Source organism: Comamonas sp. DB36 (assembly GCF_057914905.1).
The window spans coordinates 341,045-357,464 of record NZ_CP196631.1; the positions used below are offsets into that span (position 1 = coordinate 341,045).

15 protein-coding genes are annotated in these 16,420 nt (G+C 69.3%); 3 read left to right on the forward strand and 12 right to left on the reverse strand.

The features are described 5' to 3' along the window. Positions 1-180 precede the first annotated feature (180 nt). Positions 181-345 carry a hypothetical protein gene (locus tag ACSVDO_RS01640; protein WP_489594687.1) on the forward strand — a complete coding sequence of 55 codons (165 nt, stop codon included), beginning with the start codon at positions 181-183 and terminating at the stop codon, positions 343-345. An 80-nt stretch (positions 346-425) separates the two neighbouring features. Then, positions 426-1,418 carry a Bug family tripartite tricarboxylate transporter substrate binding protein gene (locus ACSVDO_RS01645; RefSeq protein ID WP_489594688.1) on the forward strand — a complete coding sequence of 331 codons (993 nt, stop codon included), beginning with the start codon at positions 426-428 and terminating at the stop codon, positions 1,416-1,418. Between the two features lie 64 nt (positions 1,419-1,482). On the opposite strand, the gene ACSVDO_RS01650 is transcribed toward ACSVDO_RS01645, so the two are convergent. Beyond that, on the reverse strand, positions 1,483-2,496 hold the full coding sequence (locus tag ACSVDO_RS01650; protein WP_332535712.1) for a tripartite tricarboxylate transporter substrate binding protein: 1,014 nt from the start codon (positions 2,494-2,496) through the stop codon (positions 1,483-1,485). A gap of 155 nt (positions 2,497-2,651) precedes the next feature. On the opposite strand from ACSVDO_RS01650, the gene ACSVDO_RS01655 reads away from it, so the two are divergent. After that, entirely contained in the window at positions 2,652-4,868 is a 2,217-nt protein-coding gene (locus tag ACSVDO_RS01655; RefSeq protein WP_489594689.1) for a rhodanese-like domain-containing protein, read from the forward strand. Positions 4,869-5,159: 291 nt separating this feature from the next. Here the strand turns inward: ACSVDO_RS01655 and metC are convergent, their stop codons facing one another. From metC to ACSVDO_RS01710, 11 genes are all read right to left on the reverse strand, one after another. Next, positions 5,160-6,383: a cystathionine beta-lyase gene (metC, locus tag ACSVDO_RS01660; protein ID WP_489594690.1), complete on the reverse strand. Its 1,224-nt coding sequence runs from the start codon at positions 6,381-6,383 to the stop codon at positions 5,160-5,162. Beyond that, positions 6,380-7,003: a cysteine dioxygenase family protein gene (locus tag ACSVDO_RS01665; protein WP_489594691.1), complete on the reverse strand. Its 624-nt coding sequence runs from the start codon at positions 7,001-7,003 to the stop codon at positions 6,380-6,382. Before ACSVDO_RS01665 ends, metC begins: the two co-directional genes overlap by 4 nt. A 21-nt stretch (positions 7,004-7,024) precedes the next feature. Continuing rightward, positions 7,025-7,882: an amino acid ABC transporter ATP-binding protein gene (locus ACSVDO_RS01670; RefSeq protein ID WP_489594692.1), complete on the reverse strand. Its 858-nt coding sequence runs from the start codon at positions 7,880-7,882 to the stop codon at positions 7,025-7,027. Next, a complete protein-coding gene (locus tag ACSVDO_RS01675; protein WP_489594693.1) occupies positions 7,869-8,669 on the reverse strand; it encodes an amino acid ABC transporter permease in 801 nt (266 codons plus the stop codon). Before ACSVDO_RS01675 ends, ACSVDO_RS01670 begins: the two co-directional genes overlap by 14 nt. After that, positions 8,659-9,408 carry an amino acid ABC transporter permease gene (locus ACSVDO_RS01680; protein ID WP_489594694.1) on the reverse strand — a complete coding sequence of 250 codons (750 nt, stop codon included), beginning with the start codon at positions 9,406-9,408 and terminating at the stop codon, positions 8,659-8,661. Before ACSVDO_RS01680 ends, ACSVDO_RS01675 begins: the two co-directional genes overlap by 11 nt. A gap of 8 nt (positions 9,409-9,416) precedes the next feature. Next, complete coding sequence (locus ACSVDO_RS01685; RefSeq protein ID WP_489594695.1) at positions 9,417-10,268, reverse strand: transporter substrate-binding domain-containing protein; 852 nt, start codon at positions 10,266-10,268, stop codon at positions 9,417-9,419. 124 nt (positions 10,269-10,392) lie between these two features. Further along, positions 10,393-11,985, reverse strand: a complete 1,593-nt coding sequence (locus ACSVDO_RS01690; RefSeq protein WP_489594696.1) for a rhodanese-like domain-containing protein — start codon at positions 11,983-11,985, stop codon at positions 10,393-10,395. 426 nt (positions 11,986-12,411) lie between these two features. After that, complete coding sequence (locus ACSVDO_RS01695) at positions 12,412-13,398, reverse strand: Bug family tripartite tricarboxylate transporter substrate binding protein (RefSeq protein WP_489594697.1); 987 nt, start codon at positions 13,396-13,398, stop codon at positions 12,412-12,414. 60 nt (positions 13,399-13,458) lie between these two features. After that, on the reverse strand, positions 13,459-14,664 hold the full coding sequence (locus ACSVDO_RS01700; RefSeq protein ID WP_489594698.1) for an SDR family NAD(P)-dependent oxidoreductase: 1,206 nt from the start codon (positions 14,662-14,664) through the stop codon (positions 13,459-13,461). Between the two features lie 2 nt (positions 14,665-14,666). Next, positions 14,667-15,434, reverse strand: a complete 768-nt coding sequence (locus ACSVDO_RS01705) for an SDR family NAD(P)-dependent oxidoreductase (RefSeq protein ID WP_332682355.1) — start codon at positions 15,432-15,434, stop codon at positions 14,667-14,669. Next, positions 15,431-16,420 carry an acyl-CoA dehydrogenase family protein gene (locus tag ACSVDO_RS01710; protein WP_489594699.1) on the reverse strand — a complete coding sequence of 330 codons (990 nt, stop codon included), beginning with the start codon at positions 16,418-16,420 and terminating at the stop codon, positions 15,431-15,433. The genes ACSVDO_RS01705 and ACSVDO_RS01710 overlap by 4 nt, the downstream gene beginning before the upstream one ends.

A 16,420-nucleotide genomic window follows, 5' to 3' on the forward strand; every position in this document is an offset into this window, starting at 1 on the left:
AACGCGCCGACCGGCCCTGGTGTGAGCCTTGCCCGCCATACATCGACGCGATCGAACGAACCCTCGCAAATAAATCAATAGATAGTTGCCCCGCCAGAAACTACGCTTGTGCCGTGACTGCAGTGCCTTTCCCTCTGGGCACGCAGCGCGAGAAATGACAAAAAGCACAAGGAGACATCGATGGCGGAAATGACCCAATACCAGCGGTTGGCGCTGGTGGACAGCAGACAGATCGCAGCGGGTACACGCCCGCTGCCCATCCGGGTGAACCGGTCCGGCAACACCTTCCTCGAAGATGGCCTTGCATTCGACACGCGCGCGGCGCGGGAGCGCGTTCGCCGCTGAGTTCCCGGCCTCGCGGCCCTTGCCTTGTCATTGCACCTTCCCCTGCTGGGGAAGGCTTGAAGATTTTCGTCTGTTCCCTCATGAAGCCCCTGCACCATCTCACCGCGGCCGTCGTTGCCGCCGCCGCATTCCTGCCCGCCCTGGCGAGCGCACAGGCTCCGGCCGCGTTTCCCGGCAAGCCTGTGAACATCGTCGTGCCCTATGCGGCCGGCGGCCCTGTCGACAACCTCGCGCGCGCGCTGGCCATGCGTCTGAACAAGACCTGGGGCCAGCCGGTGGTGGTCATCAACCGCACCGGTGCCAATGAAATCATAGGCGCCGAGTTCGCTGCCAAGAGCGCGCCCGACGGCTACACGCTGTTCGCCGCGACTGAAGCCGCGCTGAGCATGAACCCGCACCTGTACAAGAAGCTGCCGTACAACCCGCAAAAGGACTTCGCGCCCATCTCGCGGCTGATCAGCGTGCCCATGGTGTTCTTCGTGCCGCAGAACTCCAAGGCGAACACGCTGCAAGAATTCATCGCCCAGGCGAAGCAGGCCGGCAAGACCAAGCCGCTGACCTATGGCTCCTCGGGCGCGGGGGGCATCGTGCACCTGCCGCTGGCGATGTTCGCCAAGCAGGAAGGGCTGGAGATGGTGCATGTGCCCTACAAGGGCGCGGCGCCGCTGATCCCGGAAATCATCGCCGGCCAGATCGATGCCGCGGTGCTGGGCGTCTCGGTGATCGAGCAGCACATCAAGGGTGGCCGGCTCAAGGCGCTGGCCGTGTCTTCGGAAGCGCGCAGCGTGGCGCTGCCAGATGTGCCCACGTTCCGTGAAGCCGGCGTGCGCGACATCCAGGCGGTGTTCAACATCGGCCTGCTCGCGCCCGCGGGCACGCCCGCGCCGCTGGTTGAGAAGATTTCCGCCGACGTGCGCAAGATTCTGCTCGAGCCCGAGTTCCGCAAGACGCAGATCGACGCGTTCTCCTATGTGGCCGTGGCTTCGACGCCCGCCGAATACCGCGACTTCCTGGTGCGCGACTATCAGGTGCAGGGCGAGCGCGTGCGCGCCTCGGGGGCTTCGCTGGACTGAAGCGCCTGGCAATGCAAAAAGCCGCCACCACCCATGCGGGCCGTGGCGGCTTTTTTTGGACTGATCAGCGAATCGCCAGGCCCGCGGTCTTGATGGCCTGGGCGTAGCGCGGCTGCTCGGTCTGCAGGCTCTTTGCAAGATCGGCCGAAGAGCCGCCCGCGACCTTGAAGCCCTGGCTTTCCAGCTGGGCGCGCACTTCGGGCAACTGCAGCACCTGGTTGATGTCGCGGTTGATCTTCTGCACGATGGCCGCCGGCGTGCCGGCCGGCGCGAAGTAGCCCTGCCAGCTTTCGACCGAGAAGTTCGGCAGCTGGGCGGCTTCGGCCACGGTGGGCACATTGGGCAGAGCGGGCGAGCGGTAGCTGGTGGTCACGGCCAGCGCGCGCAGCTTGCCGGCGCGCACGTATTCGGTGACCGCGGCCAGCGTGATCAGCGTCGCGTTGGCATGGCCGGCGAGCACATCGACGGCCGCCGGGCCGCCGCCGGGATAGGGAATGTAGTTGACCTTGGCGCCGGTCTCCTGGGCCAGGATTTCATGCGCCACATGCGCGATGCCGCCGTTGCCCGGCAGCGCCAGGCTGATGCTTTCGGGCTGGGCCTTGGCGCGCGCCAGGTAGTCGGCCAGGGTGTTGATGCCGGTTCCCGGGTTCACGACCAGCACCTGCGGGTTGACCACGGCCTTGACGATGGGCGAGAAGCTGCGCGCGGTGTCGTAGGGCAGGTCGCGGAAAAGTATGCTGTTGAGCATCAGGCCTTCGCCCTGTTGCAGCAGCGTGTAGCCGTCAGGCGCGGCCTTGGCGACCTTGCCTGCGCCAATGGTGCCGCTGGCGCCCGCGACGTTCTCGACAATCACCGTCTGGCCCCAGAGCACCGACAGGCGTTCGCCCAGCGTGCGCGTGAGCTTGTCGGCGCTGCCACCCGGCGCCACCGGAACGATGATGCGCACCGGCTTGTTGGGAAAAGTGCTGGACTTGTCGGTGGCCGCGTGCAGCGAAGACACATACAGCGCGCCGCCGCCGGCGGCGGACAGTGCGATGGCCGACGCCAGGGTGCGCAGGAAGAAACGTTTGGTGGTCATGGGTCGGCTCGCTCGGCGGGAAAGAAGGAATGGCTCGAATCTAGGGGCCGGGCGGCGGCGCGTGAACTAAGCTTTTCAGCTAACGATCTGCGGTTTTCTTCGTTGGCCAGGCGCGCGCGGCTGCGTACCGTGGGGGCAATTTCCCGGAGACCCCCATGACACAGACCCATGTTTCCCTCGACTTCAGCGGCAGCGATATCGCCAGCCGCCGCACCGCTGCCGTGGCGGACTTCATTGCCCAGGCGCGCCGCCTGGTGCCCGACCCGGAGCGCGCCACGCCCGAGCAGCTGCGCGCCGTCGCCACGCTGCTCGAGCGCCTGGGCACGCAGCGCGAACTGTTTGCCGCGGAGCATTTCCCGGTGTCGGCGCAGAACCCGGCCCAGGTCTATCGCCTGAGCGAGGACGCGGCCGGCCGCTACGCGCTGTACCTGTCGACCGGCCTGCCGGGCAAGTCGCAGCCGCCGCACGACCACACGACCTGGGCCATCATTGCCGGCGTGTCGGGCAACGAGCGCAATGTGTTTTTCCGACGCGACAAGACGCCGGACGCGACGCGCGACACCCTCACCGCCGAGCGCAGCGTCGATGTGTCCTCCGGCGTGTCCGTCGTGCTGTCGCCCACCGACGTGCACACCATCGAACTGATCGGCGACGAGCCCGGCCTGCACCTGCATTTCTACGGCCTGGCGATCGATCGCCTGCCCGGCCGCGTGGTGTTTGAAAGCCTCGAAGGCGGCAGCTTCCGCACCTTCGGCCCGCCCAAGTCCATTCGCCACCCCGTGGTCTCGCCCCAGGCGCTCAAGACCGCGCTGTTTGACGGCGAGGAGATCGCCGTGCTTGACGTGCGCGAGACCGGCGTGTTTGCCCACCGACATATCCTGTTCGCGGCGTCGGCGCCGCTGTGGCGGCTGGAGCTGGTGATAGACCGCCTGGTGCCGCGCCGCGGCACGCGCATCGTGCTGGTCGATGCCGACGAGTCGCTGTCGCACCAGGCCGCGGCCAAGCTCGCGCGCCTGGGCTGGCGCAATGTGTCGGTGCTCGAAGGCGGCACCGACGGCTGGGCCGCCGCGGGCTTTGAAATCTTCAGCGGCACCAACGTGCCCAGCAAGGCGTTTGGCGAAGTCATCGAACACGAGAAGCACACGCCCTGGATCACTTCCGACGAGCTGCAGCAGCGTGTGGAGCGCGGCGACAACATCGTTGTCGTCGACAGCCGCACGCCCGAGGAGTTCGCGGCGTTCAGCCTGCCGTTCGCGCTGAGCCTGCCGGGCGCCGAGCTGGTGTATCGCATAGGCGAGATCGCTCCCGACCCCGAGACTTTCGTGGTGGTGAACTGCGCCGGGCGCACGCGCAGCATCGTCGGCGCGCAGACGCTGATCGACGCCGGCATTCCCAACCGTGTGGCCTCGCTGCGCAACGGCACCATGGACTGGCTGCTCACCGGCCGCACGCTGGCCCATGGCCGCGGCGCGAGCTTTCCCGAGCCCGCGCCCGCAACGCTGGCCAAGGCGCGCGAACGCGCGGCCGACGTGGCGCAGCGCGCGGGCGTGCAGCGCATAGATGCGGCGGAGCTCGCGCGTTTCGAAGGCGAGGCGCAGGAGCGCACGCTTTACCGCTTCGACGTGCGCACCGAGCAGGAATACGCAGCCGGCCATCTGCCGGGCTGGCGCTGGGCGCCGGGCGGCCAACTGGTGCAGGCCACGGACGAATACGCGGCGGCGCGCGGCGCGCGCATCGTGCTGGCCGACTGGGACGGCGTGCGCGCGCTGACCACGGGCGCCTGGCTGGCCCAGCTGGGCGGCTACGAAGTCTTTCTGTACTCGCCGCCGGCCCTGGCCGCGCTGGAAATCGGCGCCGAACCGGTGCGTGTGCTGGCGCTGCATGCACCGGCTCCGCTGGTGTCGCCGCAGCAGGCCCAGGCGCAGCTGTTGGCCGGGACTGCCAGCGTGTTTGACATCGACCGCCGCGCGGCCTTCGAGAAAAAGCACATTGCGGGCGCGCGCTTCGCGGTGCCCGATCGCCTCGAGGCGCTGGTCGCCGAGCTGCCCGCGGCGCAGACCGTGCTGCTGCATTCGCCCGATGGCGTGCTGGCGCGCAGCGTCGCGGCCGAACTCGCGGCGCGCACCGGACGCGATGTGCGTGCGATCGCGGGCGGCACGGCTGCGTGGGTGGCCGCCGACCTGCCGGTGGCGCAGGGCGCCGAAGGCGTGCTGACCGGCGACGACGACCATTGGTACAGCCCTTATGCCCACCATGACCTGGAGCTGCGCAACGCGGGCTTCCAGCAGTACCTGGACTGGGAGCTGGGCCTGGTGGCGCAGCTGGAGCGCGAGGGAACGACGGGAATCCGCTTGCTGCCCGTGGCTGGTTAGTTGGGACGCAAGGGGGGAACGCAGCGGCCAGGGGATGGCCGCTGCGACATGGCAGACAACAACGGCGCCTTTGGGCGCCGTTGTTGTTGGTGGGAATGATCGTGAGGCATGACCTCAAAAAAGCCGTTCGTCCTGAGCTTGTCGAAGGATGAACGGCCTGCGCTCAAGTCATGAGGACGGGCCGTTCATGGTTCGACAGGCTCACCACGAACGGGTTTGCCGTTCGCCCTGAGTCTGCCTCGCTGGCCGCGTCGAAGGATGAACGGCCTGCGCTCATGAGCAAGCCCATTTTCACGCCGGCGCCAACTCCACGCCCTGCGCCACCCGCGCAAACGCCTGCGCCAGATCCGCAATCAGATCCTGCGGGTCTTCAAGCCCTACATGCAGGCGCACGACGGGCTGGGTGCCGGTCCAGACACTGTGCTCGCGCAGGCGCTCGGGCGAGGCCACCAGCGCCAGGCTTTCGTAGCCGCCCCAGGACGCGCCAATGCCGAAGAAGCGCAGCGCGTCGATGAATTGCTCGCCGGCGCGCGCGTCCACGCCTTCTTCAAAGGCAAACGACACCAGGCCGTTGGCGCCGCTGAAGTCGCGTTGCCACAGCGCATGGCCGGGGTCGGAGGCCAGCGCGGGATAGAACACGCGGCTGACCTGGGGCTGGACCTGCAGCCATTCGGCGACCTGGGTCGCATGGCGCTGGTGCTGGGCCAGGCGCACGGGCAGCGTGCGCAGGCCGCGCAGCGCGAGATAGGCGTCGTCGGCGCCCACCGTCAGGCCCAGCGCTTCATGCGCCGTGGCAATCTTCGCGGAGAGCGCCGCGGAGTCGGTGACGACAATGCCCTGCATCACGTCCGAATGGCCCGAGATGTACTTGGTCGCGGCGTGAATGGAGAGGTTCGCGCCCAGCGCCAGCGGCTGGTAGAACCAGCCCGCGCCCCAGGTGTTGTCGGTCGCGACAGGAATGCCATGGGCGCGCGCCACAGCCGCCAGCGCGGGCAGGTCCAGCACTTCGTAGAGCAGCGAACTCGGCGACTCGAGATAGACCAGCTTGGTGTTTGGCCGGATCTTCGCCGCCAGATCGTCCTGCGATGGCGAGAAGTATTCCAGCGTGATTCCCAGGCGCTGCAGCAGCGAGTCGTCGACGCGGCGCACGGGCGAGTAGACGCTGTCGGCCACCAGCGCATGGTCGCCGGGCGACAGCAGCGCCACCAGCACCAGCGTGATCGCCGACAGGCCCGAAGGGGTGAGAAACGCGCGGTGGCCGCCTTCGAGCGCGGTCACCGCGTCTTCCAGCGCGCGGTGGGTGTCGAGGCCGTGGCGGCCGTAGGTGGCCAGGCGCTCGCCCGCGGCGCGGCGGTGGTGTAGATCGGCATAGGCGGCGCTGCTTTCAAAGCGCACGGTGCTGGTGCGCACCACGGGAACGTTGACCGGGCCCGAGCCGCCGCGCAGATCGGGTGCGCCCGCATGCAGCAGGCGGGTGGAACGGCCCAGGCGTGAGGAGGAAGCGTCGTTGCTCATGCGGCGACCTTGCTGGGCTGGAACTGGGTGGCGTTGTAGTTGGTGATCGCGCCGGTCTCGGCATCGATGCCTATGCGGCCGGTCAGGCGTTCCAGCGGCTTGCCGTAGAGGTGAAAGTGCAGCGTGGGCGAATCGCCGACGACATGGATGCTGTGCACGTCGTCGGGCAGGAACGCAATCGACGCGCCGGGCTGCACCGTGAATTCGCGCGCCAGGTGGATCTTGGCCTGCGCGGGGTTGCTGCGGTCGTCGCTACGGTCGTAAAGCCGGTTCACTTCCTGGCCTTCGACGGCGACGATCACCGCCCAGGTGGTGTGGTTGTGCGGCTGCGTGGTCTTGCCCGGCAGGATGGAGTTCAGGTACAGCGCCAGGCCTTCGTCGCCGTCGTCGGCGTTGAGGCGGTAGCGCGTCGACGCGCCCACGCCCTGGCCGGCGTCCGGCGGCGGGAAGTCGGCGCGCGTGAACAGTTCGCGCTGCGCGGCCAGCGCTTCGAGACGCGCGCTGATGGCGGCCAGCGCGGCGCGGTCGGGAGCGCCTGCGGCAACCAGTTGGCGCACATCGGCAAGCGTGGCGGCAACCGCGGCGCGGCGCTGTTCGGACAGGGAGGAAGTGGTGCTCATGGGGTCCTCTTGGAGTGGGAATTACAGGGCGAAACGCAATTGGTTGAAGCGCAGCGCCGCGGTGGGCGGCGCGGGGCGCGCGCGCTGGCCTTCGCCCAGGGCGCGCTGCAGGAACTGGCGCGTGCGCTCGCTGCGTGGCGCGCCGAAGATCTGGGCCACGGGGCCGTGCTCGACGATGCGGCCGGCTTCGGTGAAATAGACCTGGTCGCTGATCTCCTCGGCAAAGCGCATTTCATGCGTGACCAGCACGCAGGTCATGCCTTCCTTGACCAGGTCGCGAATCACCGTGAGCACCTCGCCCACGGTCTCGGGGTCCAGCGCCGAAGTGACTTCGTCAAACAGGATCAGCTCGGGCTGCATGGCCAGCGCGCGCGCGATCGCCACGCGCTGCTGCTGGCCGCCCGACAGCTCGCCGGGATAGGCGTCGGCCTTGTGCGCCAGGCGCACCTTCTCGAGCAGCGCGCGCGCGTCGCGCTCGGCGACGGCGCGGCTGCGCCCGACCACGCGCGTGGGCGCGATCACCAGGTTCTGCAGCACCGTGAGGTGCGGAAACAGGTTGTACTGCTGGAACACGAAACCCACGCGCTTGCGCAGGGCGATCAGCTCGGCCTCGGTGCGCAGCGCGTCGACGCGCGTATCGCCCACGGTGATACGCCCGGCTTGAGGCCGCAGCAGTCCCGTGATGCAGCGCAGGATGGTCGACTTGCCCGAGCCCGAGGGCCCGATGATGGACACCGCCTGGCCGCGCCGCACTTCGACGTTGATGCCCTTGAGCACCTGGTTGTCGCCAAAGGACAGGTGCACGTTCTCGAGCTGCACCAGCGGCGCCTCGAGCGCGTCGGCCGCGGGCGTGGAGAAAAAGGAATCAGTGGCGTTCATGGCGTCGCTCCAGGGCGCGGGTGGCGCGGGCAATCGGATAGCAGTAGGCGAAGAACAGCGCCAGCAGCGTGAAATAGACAAGGATGGTGAAGTCGGTGCGCACCACGGTGTTGCTGGCGATCTGCGCCATGTCGACGACATCGTGCACGCCCACCAGCGAGGCCAGCGAAGTGCTCATGGTGATGCTGGCGTAGAGGTTCATCCACGGCGGCAGCATGCGCCGCAGGCACTGGGGCAGGACGATCAGGCGGAAGATCTCGCTGCGCTTGAACGCCAGCGACTGCGCGGCCTCCCACTGGGCGCTGGGAATCGACTGGATCGCGCCGCGAAAGATCTCGGCAACGTTGGCGCTGGTCGGCAGCGCCAGGCCCAGCACCACCTTGACCCAGTCGGGAAAGGGAAAGCTCCACTGCACGACATGCACTTCAAAGGGAAACACATAGGTCGTGAAATAGATCAGCACCAGCACCGGCGCATTGCGAAACGCCTGCACATAGAGGCGCGCCATGCGGCGCACGCCGGCCGAGGGCGACAGCAGCAGCGCGCCTATCACCAGGCCGACCACCGTGCCCAGCGCCACCGCCAGCACGCTGATCTCGATGTTGACCAGCAGGCCGCGCAGCAGCGAGGGCAGCCATTTCCACAGCAGAGCGACGGCCACCGGCGTCGTGCCCGTGGCGCTCCAGAACGCCAGCAGCGCAAGCAGCGCCAGGCCGGCAATCAGCCAGGGATTGCGCAGCGCATGGCCGCGCCACGGCGGCAGGGGCAGGGTGGCGTCATTGGCCATAGCCAGGCATCCTCAGTCGTTGTTCCAGCCAGCGGCCCGCCAGGCTCAGCAGCCAGGTCAGCAGGCCGAACCACAGCAGTATCAGCAGCAGCAGCTCGAGCACGTTGTCGCGCTGCGTCCAGATCATGATGGATTGATAGGTCACGTCGCCGACGGCAATGGCCGAGGCCACGGCCGTCATCTTCACCAGATCGATCAGGTTGTTGATCAGCGACGGCAGCGCAAAGCGCAGCGCCAGCGGCAGCTGCACGCGCGCCAGCAGCTGGCGGCGCGAAAAGCCCAGCGACCGCGCGGCTTCCAGCGTGGTCTGGGGCACGCTTTCTATGCCCGCGCGCAGCGCCTCGGCATGGAACACGCCCTTGTGCAGCGAGACCACGATCACCACCCAGATGAACGGCGTGAGCGGATTCGGGCCCGCGCCCCAGTCGCGCAGCTGCTGGGTGATCAGCATGTTGAGCACCAGGAAGGCGCAGTACAGCTGCACCAGCGTGGGTGTGTTGCGCGTGACTTCGACAAAGGCGCGCGCGGGCTGGGCCAGCCAGGCGCGGCCCGAGGTCAGCGCCGCGGCCAGCAGCACGCCCACGGCAAGACTGCCGGGAATGGTCAGCAGGCACAGCTGCAGCGACACGCCCAGGCCGCGCACGAAGGCCTGGCGCTCCATGTCGTCCAGCACGAAGGAATAGTTCAGTCCCAGCGCCTTGAACGCCTGCACGCCATGGACCAACAGGCTGTCGCTCATGGCAGCCTTCAGCGCGCGGCGGTCTTGAACTTGCTTTGCAGCTCGACCAGGTACGGGTTGGCCGGCGAGATGCCCAGGCGCTTCTCGGTGGCGATCAGCCAGCCGCTGCGGTGCCATTCCTGCACCACCTTGTCGACCGCGGCAATGGTGTCGGCCTCGCCCTTGCGCGTCCAGACCACCGACGGCGCGGGCAGGATTTCGGTAGTGATGGGCGCCGCGTACTGCGCCCATTCGGGATTGCCGCGCACCAGCGGATGGATCAGCGTGCTGTCATGCACGGCCGCGACGCAATTGCCGCCGCGCAGCGCCAGCAGCGAATCGGACGAGCTCTTGTAGCCCTGCACCTGGGCGCCGTACTCGGTGGTCAGCGGCTTGGCGAAGCTGCTGCCCTGCGATACGCACACCGCCTTGCCGCGCAGATCGGACCATTGGGTGATGCCGCTGTCCTTGCGCACCGCGGCCGTGCCGCCGACGCGGAAGAACGGCGTGGGCGCATAGCCCAGAATCTCGGCGCGGTCGGGGTTGAGCTCCATCGAGGCAATCAGCAGGTCGACCTTGCCCGCCTGCAGGAACTGCGTGCGCGTCGCAGTCTGCACCTGCACCAGCTCGGCTTCCACGCCCAGGCCCTTGGCCAGGGCGCGCGCGAGCTCGGGGTTCCAGCCCACGAGCTGCTGGGTCGCGGGGTCTATGGAGCCAAACGGGCCGCCGTTGGCCAGCACGCCGATGGTGACCTTGCCGCGCTGCTTGATCTTGTCGAGCGTGGCATCGGCATGGGCCGTGCCGGCCAGCAGGGCGAGGGCCGCGGCCACGCCGGTCAGCGAGCGGGCAATGGAGCGGGAAGAAGCAGGGAGTGGGCGCATGGTGGGCAGAACAGAGGAGTGCGGATAGGCACTTATCTTCTGACAGCCCCGCCATGGCGACAACAAAGCTTATCGATGAACGATATGCGGGCAGCGCGTTAAGGCGTTGGCCGGCGCGCCGGCCTCAGGCAGCGGCCGCCGCGGGCAGCCGGAAGCCGGCGAGTTCATCGGGCGCGCACTGGGCAATCAGCCCGGTTTCCCAGGACAGGTAGCGGCGCGCGGCGTCGAGGTTGCCGTCGTGGCGGTCGTGCACGAAGAACAGGTAGTCGATGGCCTCGCTGTCTGCCGGGCTGTGGGGCGTGCTTTCCTGCGGCAGGCCCGCGGCTTCCCAGTCGGCGGCCAGCGCCCATTGCAGCCTGCGGCCTGGCAGTTCGGTCAGCGCCAGGGCGGCGGTGGCGGCGTCGGGCGCGAGCAGCAGCACCGGCTGATCGGCGCGGGCCGCGGCCTGCACCTGCGCGGCCAGGCGCGGGCGCAGCGACCAGAGCGCACCGGCGGCATGCTTTTGGCGATAGGCCAGCGAAGCCTGCAGATCGACCAGCAGCGGCGCATGCTGCGCGTGCCAGGCCGCCAGATCCTGCCTTGCCAGCGGCGCCGTTGTCGGCGCTGTCGTTGGCGCTGCATCGGCCGGGGCCGGCAGGCGCAGCGGCGCGCGTATGCCGCCATCGACCGTGGCGGTTTCATAGCCCAGGCGCCAGAGCCAGCTGGCAATCACCGGCGCGCGAATGGCTTCGTCATCGAGCAGCAGCACGCGGCTGTGGCGCACGCCAATGCTCTGGTCGGTGGCCTGCAGCAGCTGGCCGCCGGGCGCGTGGCGCGCGCCTGCCAGCGTGCCCGCGGCAAATTCCTCGGCGCTGCGCACGTCAAGCACATAGGTGGTGCGTGTGCGCTCGTCTATCCAGGCCTGGGCCTGGGCGGCGCTGAGCTGCGGCACGCCGAGTTCTTCGGCCAGCGCCGCGGCCGCGGCCTGGTCCTGCGGGCGCACGTCACCGGCGCTGGGATTGCGGCGCGCGCTGCCGTGCTCGAGCTGCAGGCCGGCCAGCGCCCAGCCCTGGGTGCCGTTCTCCAGCGCGATCACCGGGTTGGGAATGCCCAGGCTGCGCAGGATCTGCGCGCCAATGATGCTGCGCGTGCGGCCCGCGCAATGCACGACGATGGGCGTATGCGGATCGGGCGCGAGCGCATGCCAGCGCAGCGCGAGTTCGCCGTTGGGCAGGGGCGTGGCGCCGGGAATCGTCATCTTGCGGTGCTCGCCCAGCGTGCGGCCGTCCAGCAGCACCAGCGGCTCGCCGGCCTGCTGGCGGCGCTGCAACTCCTGCGCCGAAAGCCGCGGCGTGTCGAACGCATGCTCGACGAGTTCGCCAAAGGTCTTGGACGGCAGATTCACGCCCTGGAACAGCACATAGCCCGCGGCCGCCCAGGCCGGCGCGCCGCCTTCGAGCACATGCAGGTGGGTGTACTTCAGCGCCGCAAGGCGGTGGGCGGCGCGCTCGGCGACGCCGTCGCCGGCATCGAGCAGCACGATGCGCGTGTCGCGCCGCGGCACCAGGCGCGGCACCTCGTTTTCCAACTGGCTGTAGGCCGCGGGAATCGCGAAGAAAGGGTGGCCCTCGCCGAACTGGCCGGCTTCGCGCACATCGAGCAGCGCGATTTCCGCGCCATCGTTGAGCCAGGCACGCAGCGTGGTGGCGGGAACCAGGGAAAAGAAGGGGGAGGGCATGGGCGAGAAGGCGCGTGCGCGCGGCAAAGATGGAAGGAGGACCCTGTGGTCCGCCTGAATCTACGCGCGCGTACGGCCCGGGCCAAGGAAGGAATGTGCATATGCAATGCAGGAAATCTTCTTTGGGGGCTGGCAGCGGGGCGCTATCCGTTCGCCCTGAGCCCGTCGAAGGGTGAACGGCCTGTCCTCTGGTTTGAGTGCAGGGCGTTCATGGTTCGACCGGGCCGCGCAGACAGGCTCACCACGAACGGGGGCGCGCTAACCGTTCGCCCTGAGCCCGTCGAAGGGTGAACGGCCTGTCTTCTGGTTTGAGTGCAGGGCGTTCATGGTTCGACCGGGCCGCGCAGACAAGCTCACCACGAACGGGGGCGCGCTAACCGTTCGCCCTGAGCCCGTCGAAGGGTGAACGGCCTGTCCTCCAGCGCGTCAATCCACCCGCAGCTTGGCCACCTTTGCCAGGTTCTGCCACACCGCCACATCCTGCTTCACCGTGGTCGCGAACTGCTCCACGCTCTTGATCGGCGGCTTGGCCATGTTCTGCAGCGCGAACTTCTGGATCACGTCGTCGGTCGCCAGGATGCGGTTGATTTCCTGGTTCAGGCGCTGCACGACTTCGGGCGGCGTGCCGGCCGGCGCGAACACGCCGTACCAGCCGTTCATGTCGAAGCGAAAGCCCTGCTCGTACAGCGTCGTCACTTCGGGCAGCGCCGGGCCGCGCGCCGAGCCGGTGCAGCCCAGGGCGCTGAGCTTGCCGGCGCGGATATGCGGCACGGGCGAGGCAATGTCGGTGAAACCCACCGAGATGTTGTTGCCCAGCAGATCGGTCACCAGCGGGGCCACGCCCTTGAACGGCACATGTTCCATCTGCAGCCCGTAGTGGGCCTTGATGCCTTCCATTGCCAGGTGACCGGTCGAGCCGCTGCCCCAGGAGCCGTAGACCAGCTTGTTGGGATTGGCCTTGACGTGGCGCACCAGGTCGCCGAGGTTCTTGAAGCCGGTCGAGGGATGGGCCACGAGCAGCACGCCGGCCGAGCCGACCTGGGCCACGGGCAGCAGGTCCTTCTCGGTGTCGTAGGGCATCTTGGCCTGGATCACGGGATTGATGGCGATCGCCGACGAGGGCGAGAGCAGCAGCGTATAGCCGTCGGCCTGGGCCTTGGCGACGTTGTCCGTGCCTATCAGGCTGTTGGCGCCGGGCTTGTTGTCGACCACCACGGTCTGGCGCAGCGCTTCCTGCAGGTTCACCGCCAGCAGGCGGCCAAAGATGTCCATGCCCGAGCCCGCGGGGCCGGGAACGACCAGGCGTATGGTGCGTGCCGGCCAGTTGCCCGTGCTGCTGCTGGCATGGGCCTGGAGGGCGAAGGCGGCCGTACCGGCCAGCAGCGTGCGGCGGGTGAGAGGCGTGTGGATCATGATTTGTCTCCTTTATGTTCTGCGTGGTCAGCTACCGGGCTGCCCGCAATTGGGTTGGCATCATGGCAGGGCAGGCATAAGCACCTGGCCTGTAAGGAACTGGGCGCGCGCGCCGCTCATGTAGTCAAGCAGCGCCACGCAGTCGGCGGGCGCGCAGGCGGGCGCCAGCGCATTGATGCGCAGGCCCGCCGCGCCCCATTCGGCGGCCAGCGTGCTGAGGGCCATGCGCGCCGCGGCGGCGTCGCCAGCAAGCTGCCAGTCGACAGCCGCAGGGGGTGGCGGCAGCAGCAGCGTGAGGCTGGCCTGGCGCGCATGCCGGGCGCGGAAGGCACGCGCCGCCTCCAGCACGGCGGCAAGCAGGCCGCCGGCAGGTGCCTGCAAGGCACGGCCGTCGATCACGGCCGGGTAGCCGGCCGTGGCGCTGGGCAGCTGCGCCAGCACGGCCTGCCATTCGGCGCAATCAATGGATGCGGCCTGCAGCGCGCGCGGGGTGTCGAACGCCAGCGCGGTCAATTGCGTGGGCGGCAAAGGCTGGCTGCCGCCATAGACGGACGAGCCGCCATCGAGCACCAGCAGCTGGCCGGAGCAGGTCCGCGCGCCGGGGCTCACGAGAAACGCCAGCGCCTCGGCCATGTCTTCGGGCTCGGCCATGCGCGCCAGCGGAATGCGCGCCAGCACCTGGGGCAGGTCCAGGCGCTGGCTGGCGATCAGCCGCTGCACGAGCTCGGTGCGCACAAAGCCCGGCGACAGCGCGCTCACGCTCCAGTCGGGCCGGGCGCGCGCCAATGCCTGGGTCTGGGCAATCACGCCGGCCTTGCTGGCGCTGTACAGCCCGCGCCAGGGAATCGCGCGCAGGCCCGCGCCCGAGGCGACATTGACGATGCGCGCGCCGGCGCGCAGCTGCGGCGCGCAGGCCTGCACCATGCGCGCCGGCGCTTCGAGATTGAGCGCCAGCAGCCGCTGCGCCGCGCCGTCCTCGACACCCGCCAGCACCTCGGCACCGCCGGCCGACATGCCGGCGTTGTTGATCAGCGCGTCCAGCGGCGGCAGCTGCGGGCCGAGCGCGGCAATGCGCGCCGCGTCGGTGAGATCGGCCACCAGCGCCAGCGGCGCGCGCGCCTGCTGCGGCCATTCGGCCTGCAGGCGATCGAGCGCCGCGGCGTCGGCATCGACCAGCACGCAGTGCCAGCCGCGCCGCGCCAGCAGCAGCGCCGTGGCGCGGCCTATGCCGCCGGCGGCGCCTGTGATGAGTACGCTGCCTGGCATGGTCAGAGATTGGTGAAGGTCACGCCGCCGTCGACGGCCAGGCCCTGGGCGGTGACAAAGCCGGCGTCGTCGCTGGCCAGGAAGCAGATGGTGCGCGCGATGTCTTCAACCGTGCCCAGCCTGCCCATGGGCGTGGCGGCAATGCGCGCCGCGTCGCGCTCGGCGTTGCGGTTGCGCTGCGTGCCCTCGGTGGGCACGGCCGAAGGGCAGACCGCGTTGACGCGTATGCGCTGCGCGCCGAGTTCGGCTGCGGCCGCGCGCGTGATGCCCAGGATGCCCGACTTGATGCCCGAATAGACCAGCGAGTTGGGCGCCGAGCGCAAAGCGGCCGTGGAGGCGACGTTGACGATCGCGCCGCCGCGCTCGGCGTCCATGGCTGCCGTGGCGGCCTGAATGCCCCAGATCACGGCCTTGAAGCCTACGTCGAGCATGCGCTCCATGGTGTCGGCCTGGATGTCGGCCACGGCCTGGTAGCGCACCCAGGCCGCGTTGTTGACCAGGATGTCGAAACGCCCGCCTTCGCTGCGCGCCTGGGCCACGGCCGCATGGATGCCTTCGCGGCTGGCGATGTTCTGCACCACGCCAAACGCGCGGCCGCCGGCGGCGCGGATCTCGTCGACCACGGCCAGCACGAATTCGGGCTTGAGGTCGTTGACGGCCACCACGGCGCCGCGCGCCGCCATCTGGCGCGCGGTTTCACGGCCAATGCCGTTGCCCGCGCCGGTGATCAGGGCCACGCGGTCCTGCAAGTCGAGTTTGGCGCTGCTCATGCGGCCTCCTGTGCATTGATGAAGTCTTGTCCGATCCGGCGCGCGGCAGCGCCCGCGCCGCAGGCCGCGTCCAGCGTGCGCACGCTGCGCAGCGCGCGGTGCAGCGGCAGCTCCCAGGTGAAGCCCATGCCCCCGTGCAGATGCATGGCCTTTTCGATGATGAACGCCGCGTGCTGCAGATTGAGCACCAGCGCGCTGCGCGCCACGCGTGCAGGCTTGGCGCGTTCGGGTTCCGCGGGATCGACGCGCAGCGCGTGGTAGATGGCCGCGCCGCTGGTCTCGTGGAACAGCTTCATGCGCGCCAGCCAGTGGCGCACGGCCTGGCGTGTCGACAGCGGTGCGCCGAACTGCACGCGCGTGCCGGTGTGTTCGACTGCGGCCTGCAGCGCGCCGTCGGCCGCGCCATGGGCGCTGGCCGCAAACAGCAGATCGAGGTCATGCCACAGCGCGGCGGCGGCCGCGGCATCGAGCTGCGCCAGCACCCGGGCCTGCGACAGGTCCAGCCAGGCCGCGGGTTCCTCGGGGTCCAGCGACGGGTCGAGTTCGCGCGGCGCGCCGGCGAGATCGACCAGCTGCGCGCCGTCCCCTTCGGGCGCACGCAGCAGCAGCCAGTCGGCCTGCTGCGCCTGGCGCGCATGGCCTACCCAGGCATCGCCCAGGCGGCCCTGGGCGGCAATGGTCGCGCGGCGGCTGCCGTCGATCAGCGCGGCGCGCAGCGCGGCATCGGGCAGGTGGCGGGCCAGCACGATCTGCTCGGCCAGCGCAAAGCGCAGGCGCAGCTTTCCTGCGGCCTGCACCACGGGCACGGCAAAGGCCAGCGGCAGGTTCATGCCGCCGTCCTCTTCGGGTGCGCAGACGCCGAACAGGCCGGCCGCGGCCAGCACGCCCGCATGGGTGTCTTCGGGGCGGCCGAGCGCATCGGTGATCGCGGCTTCGGCGGCCTCGCCGAACTCTTCGGGGCGCAGCCCCTGGTCTTGTTGGGTCAT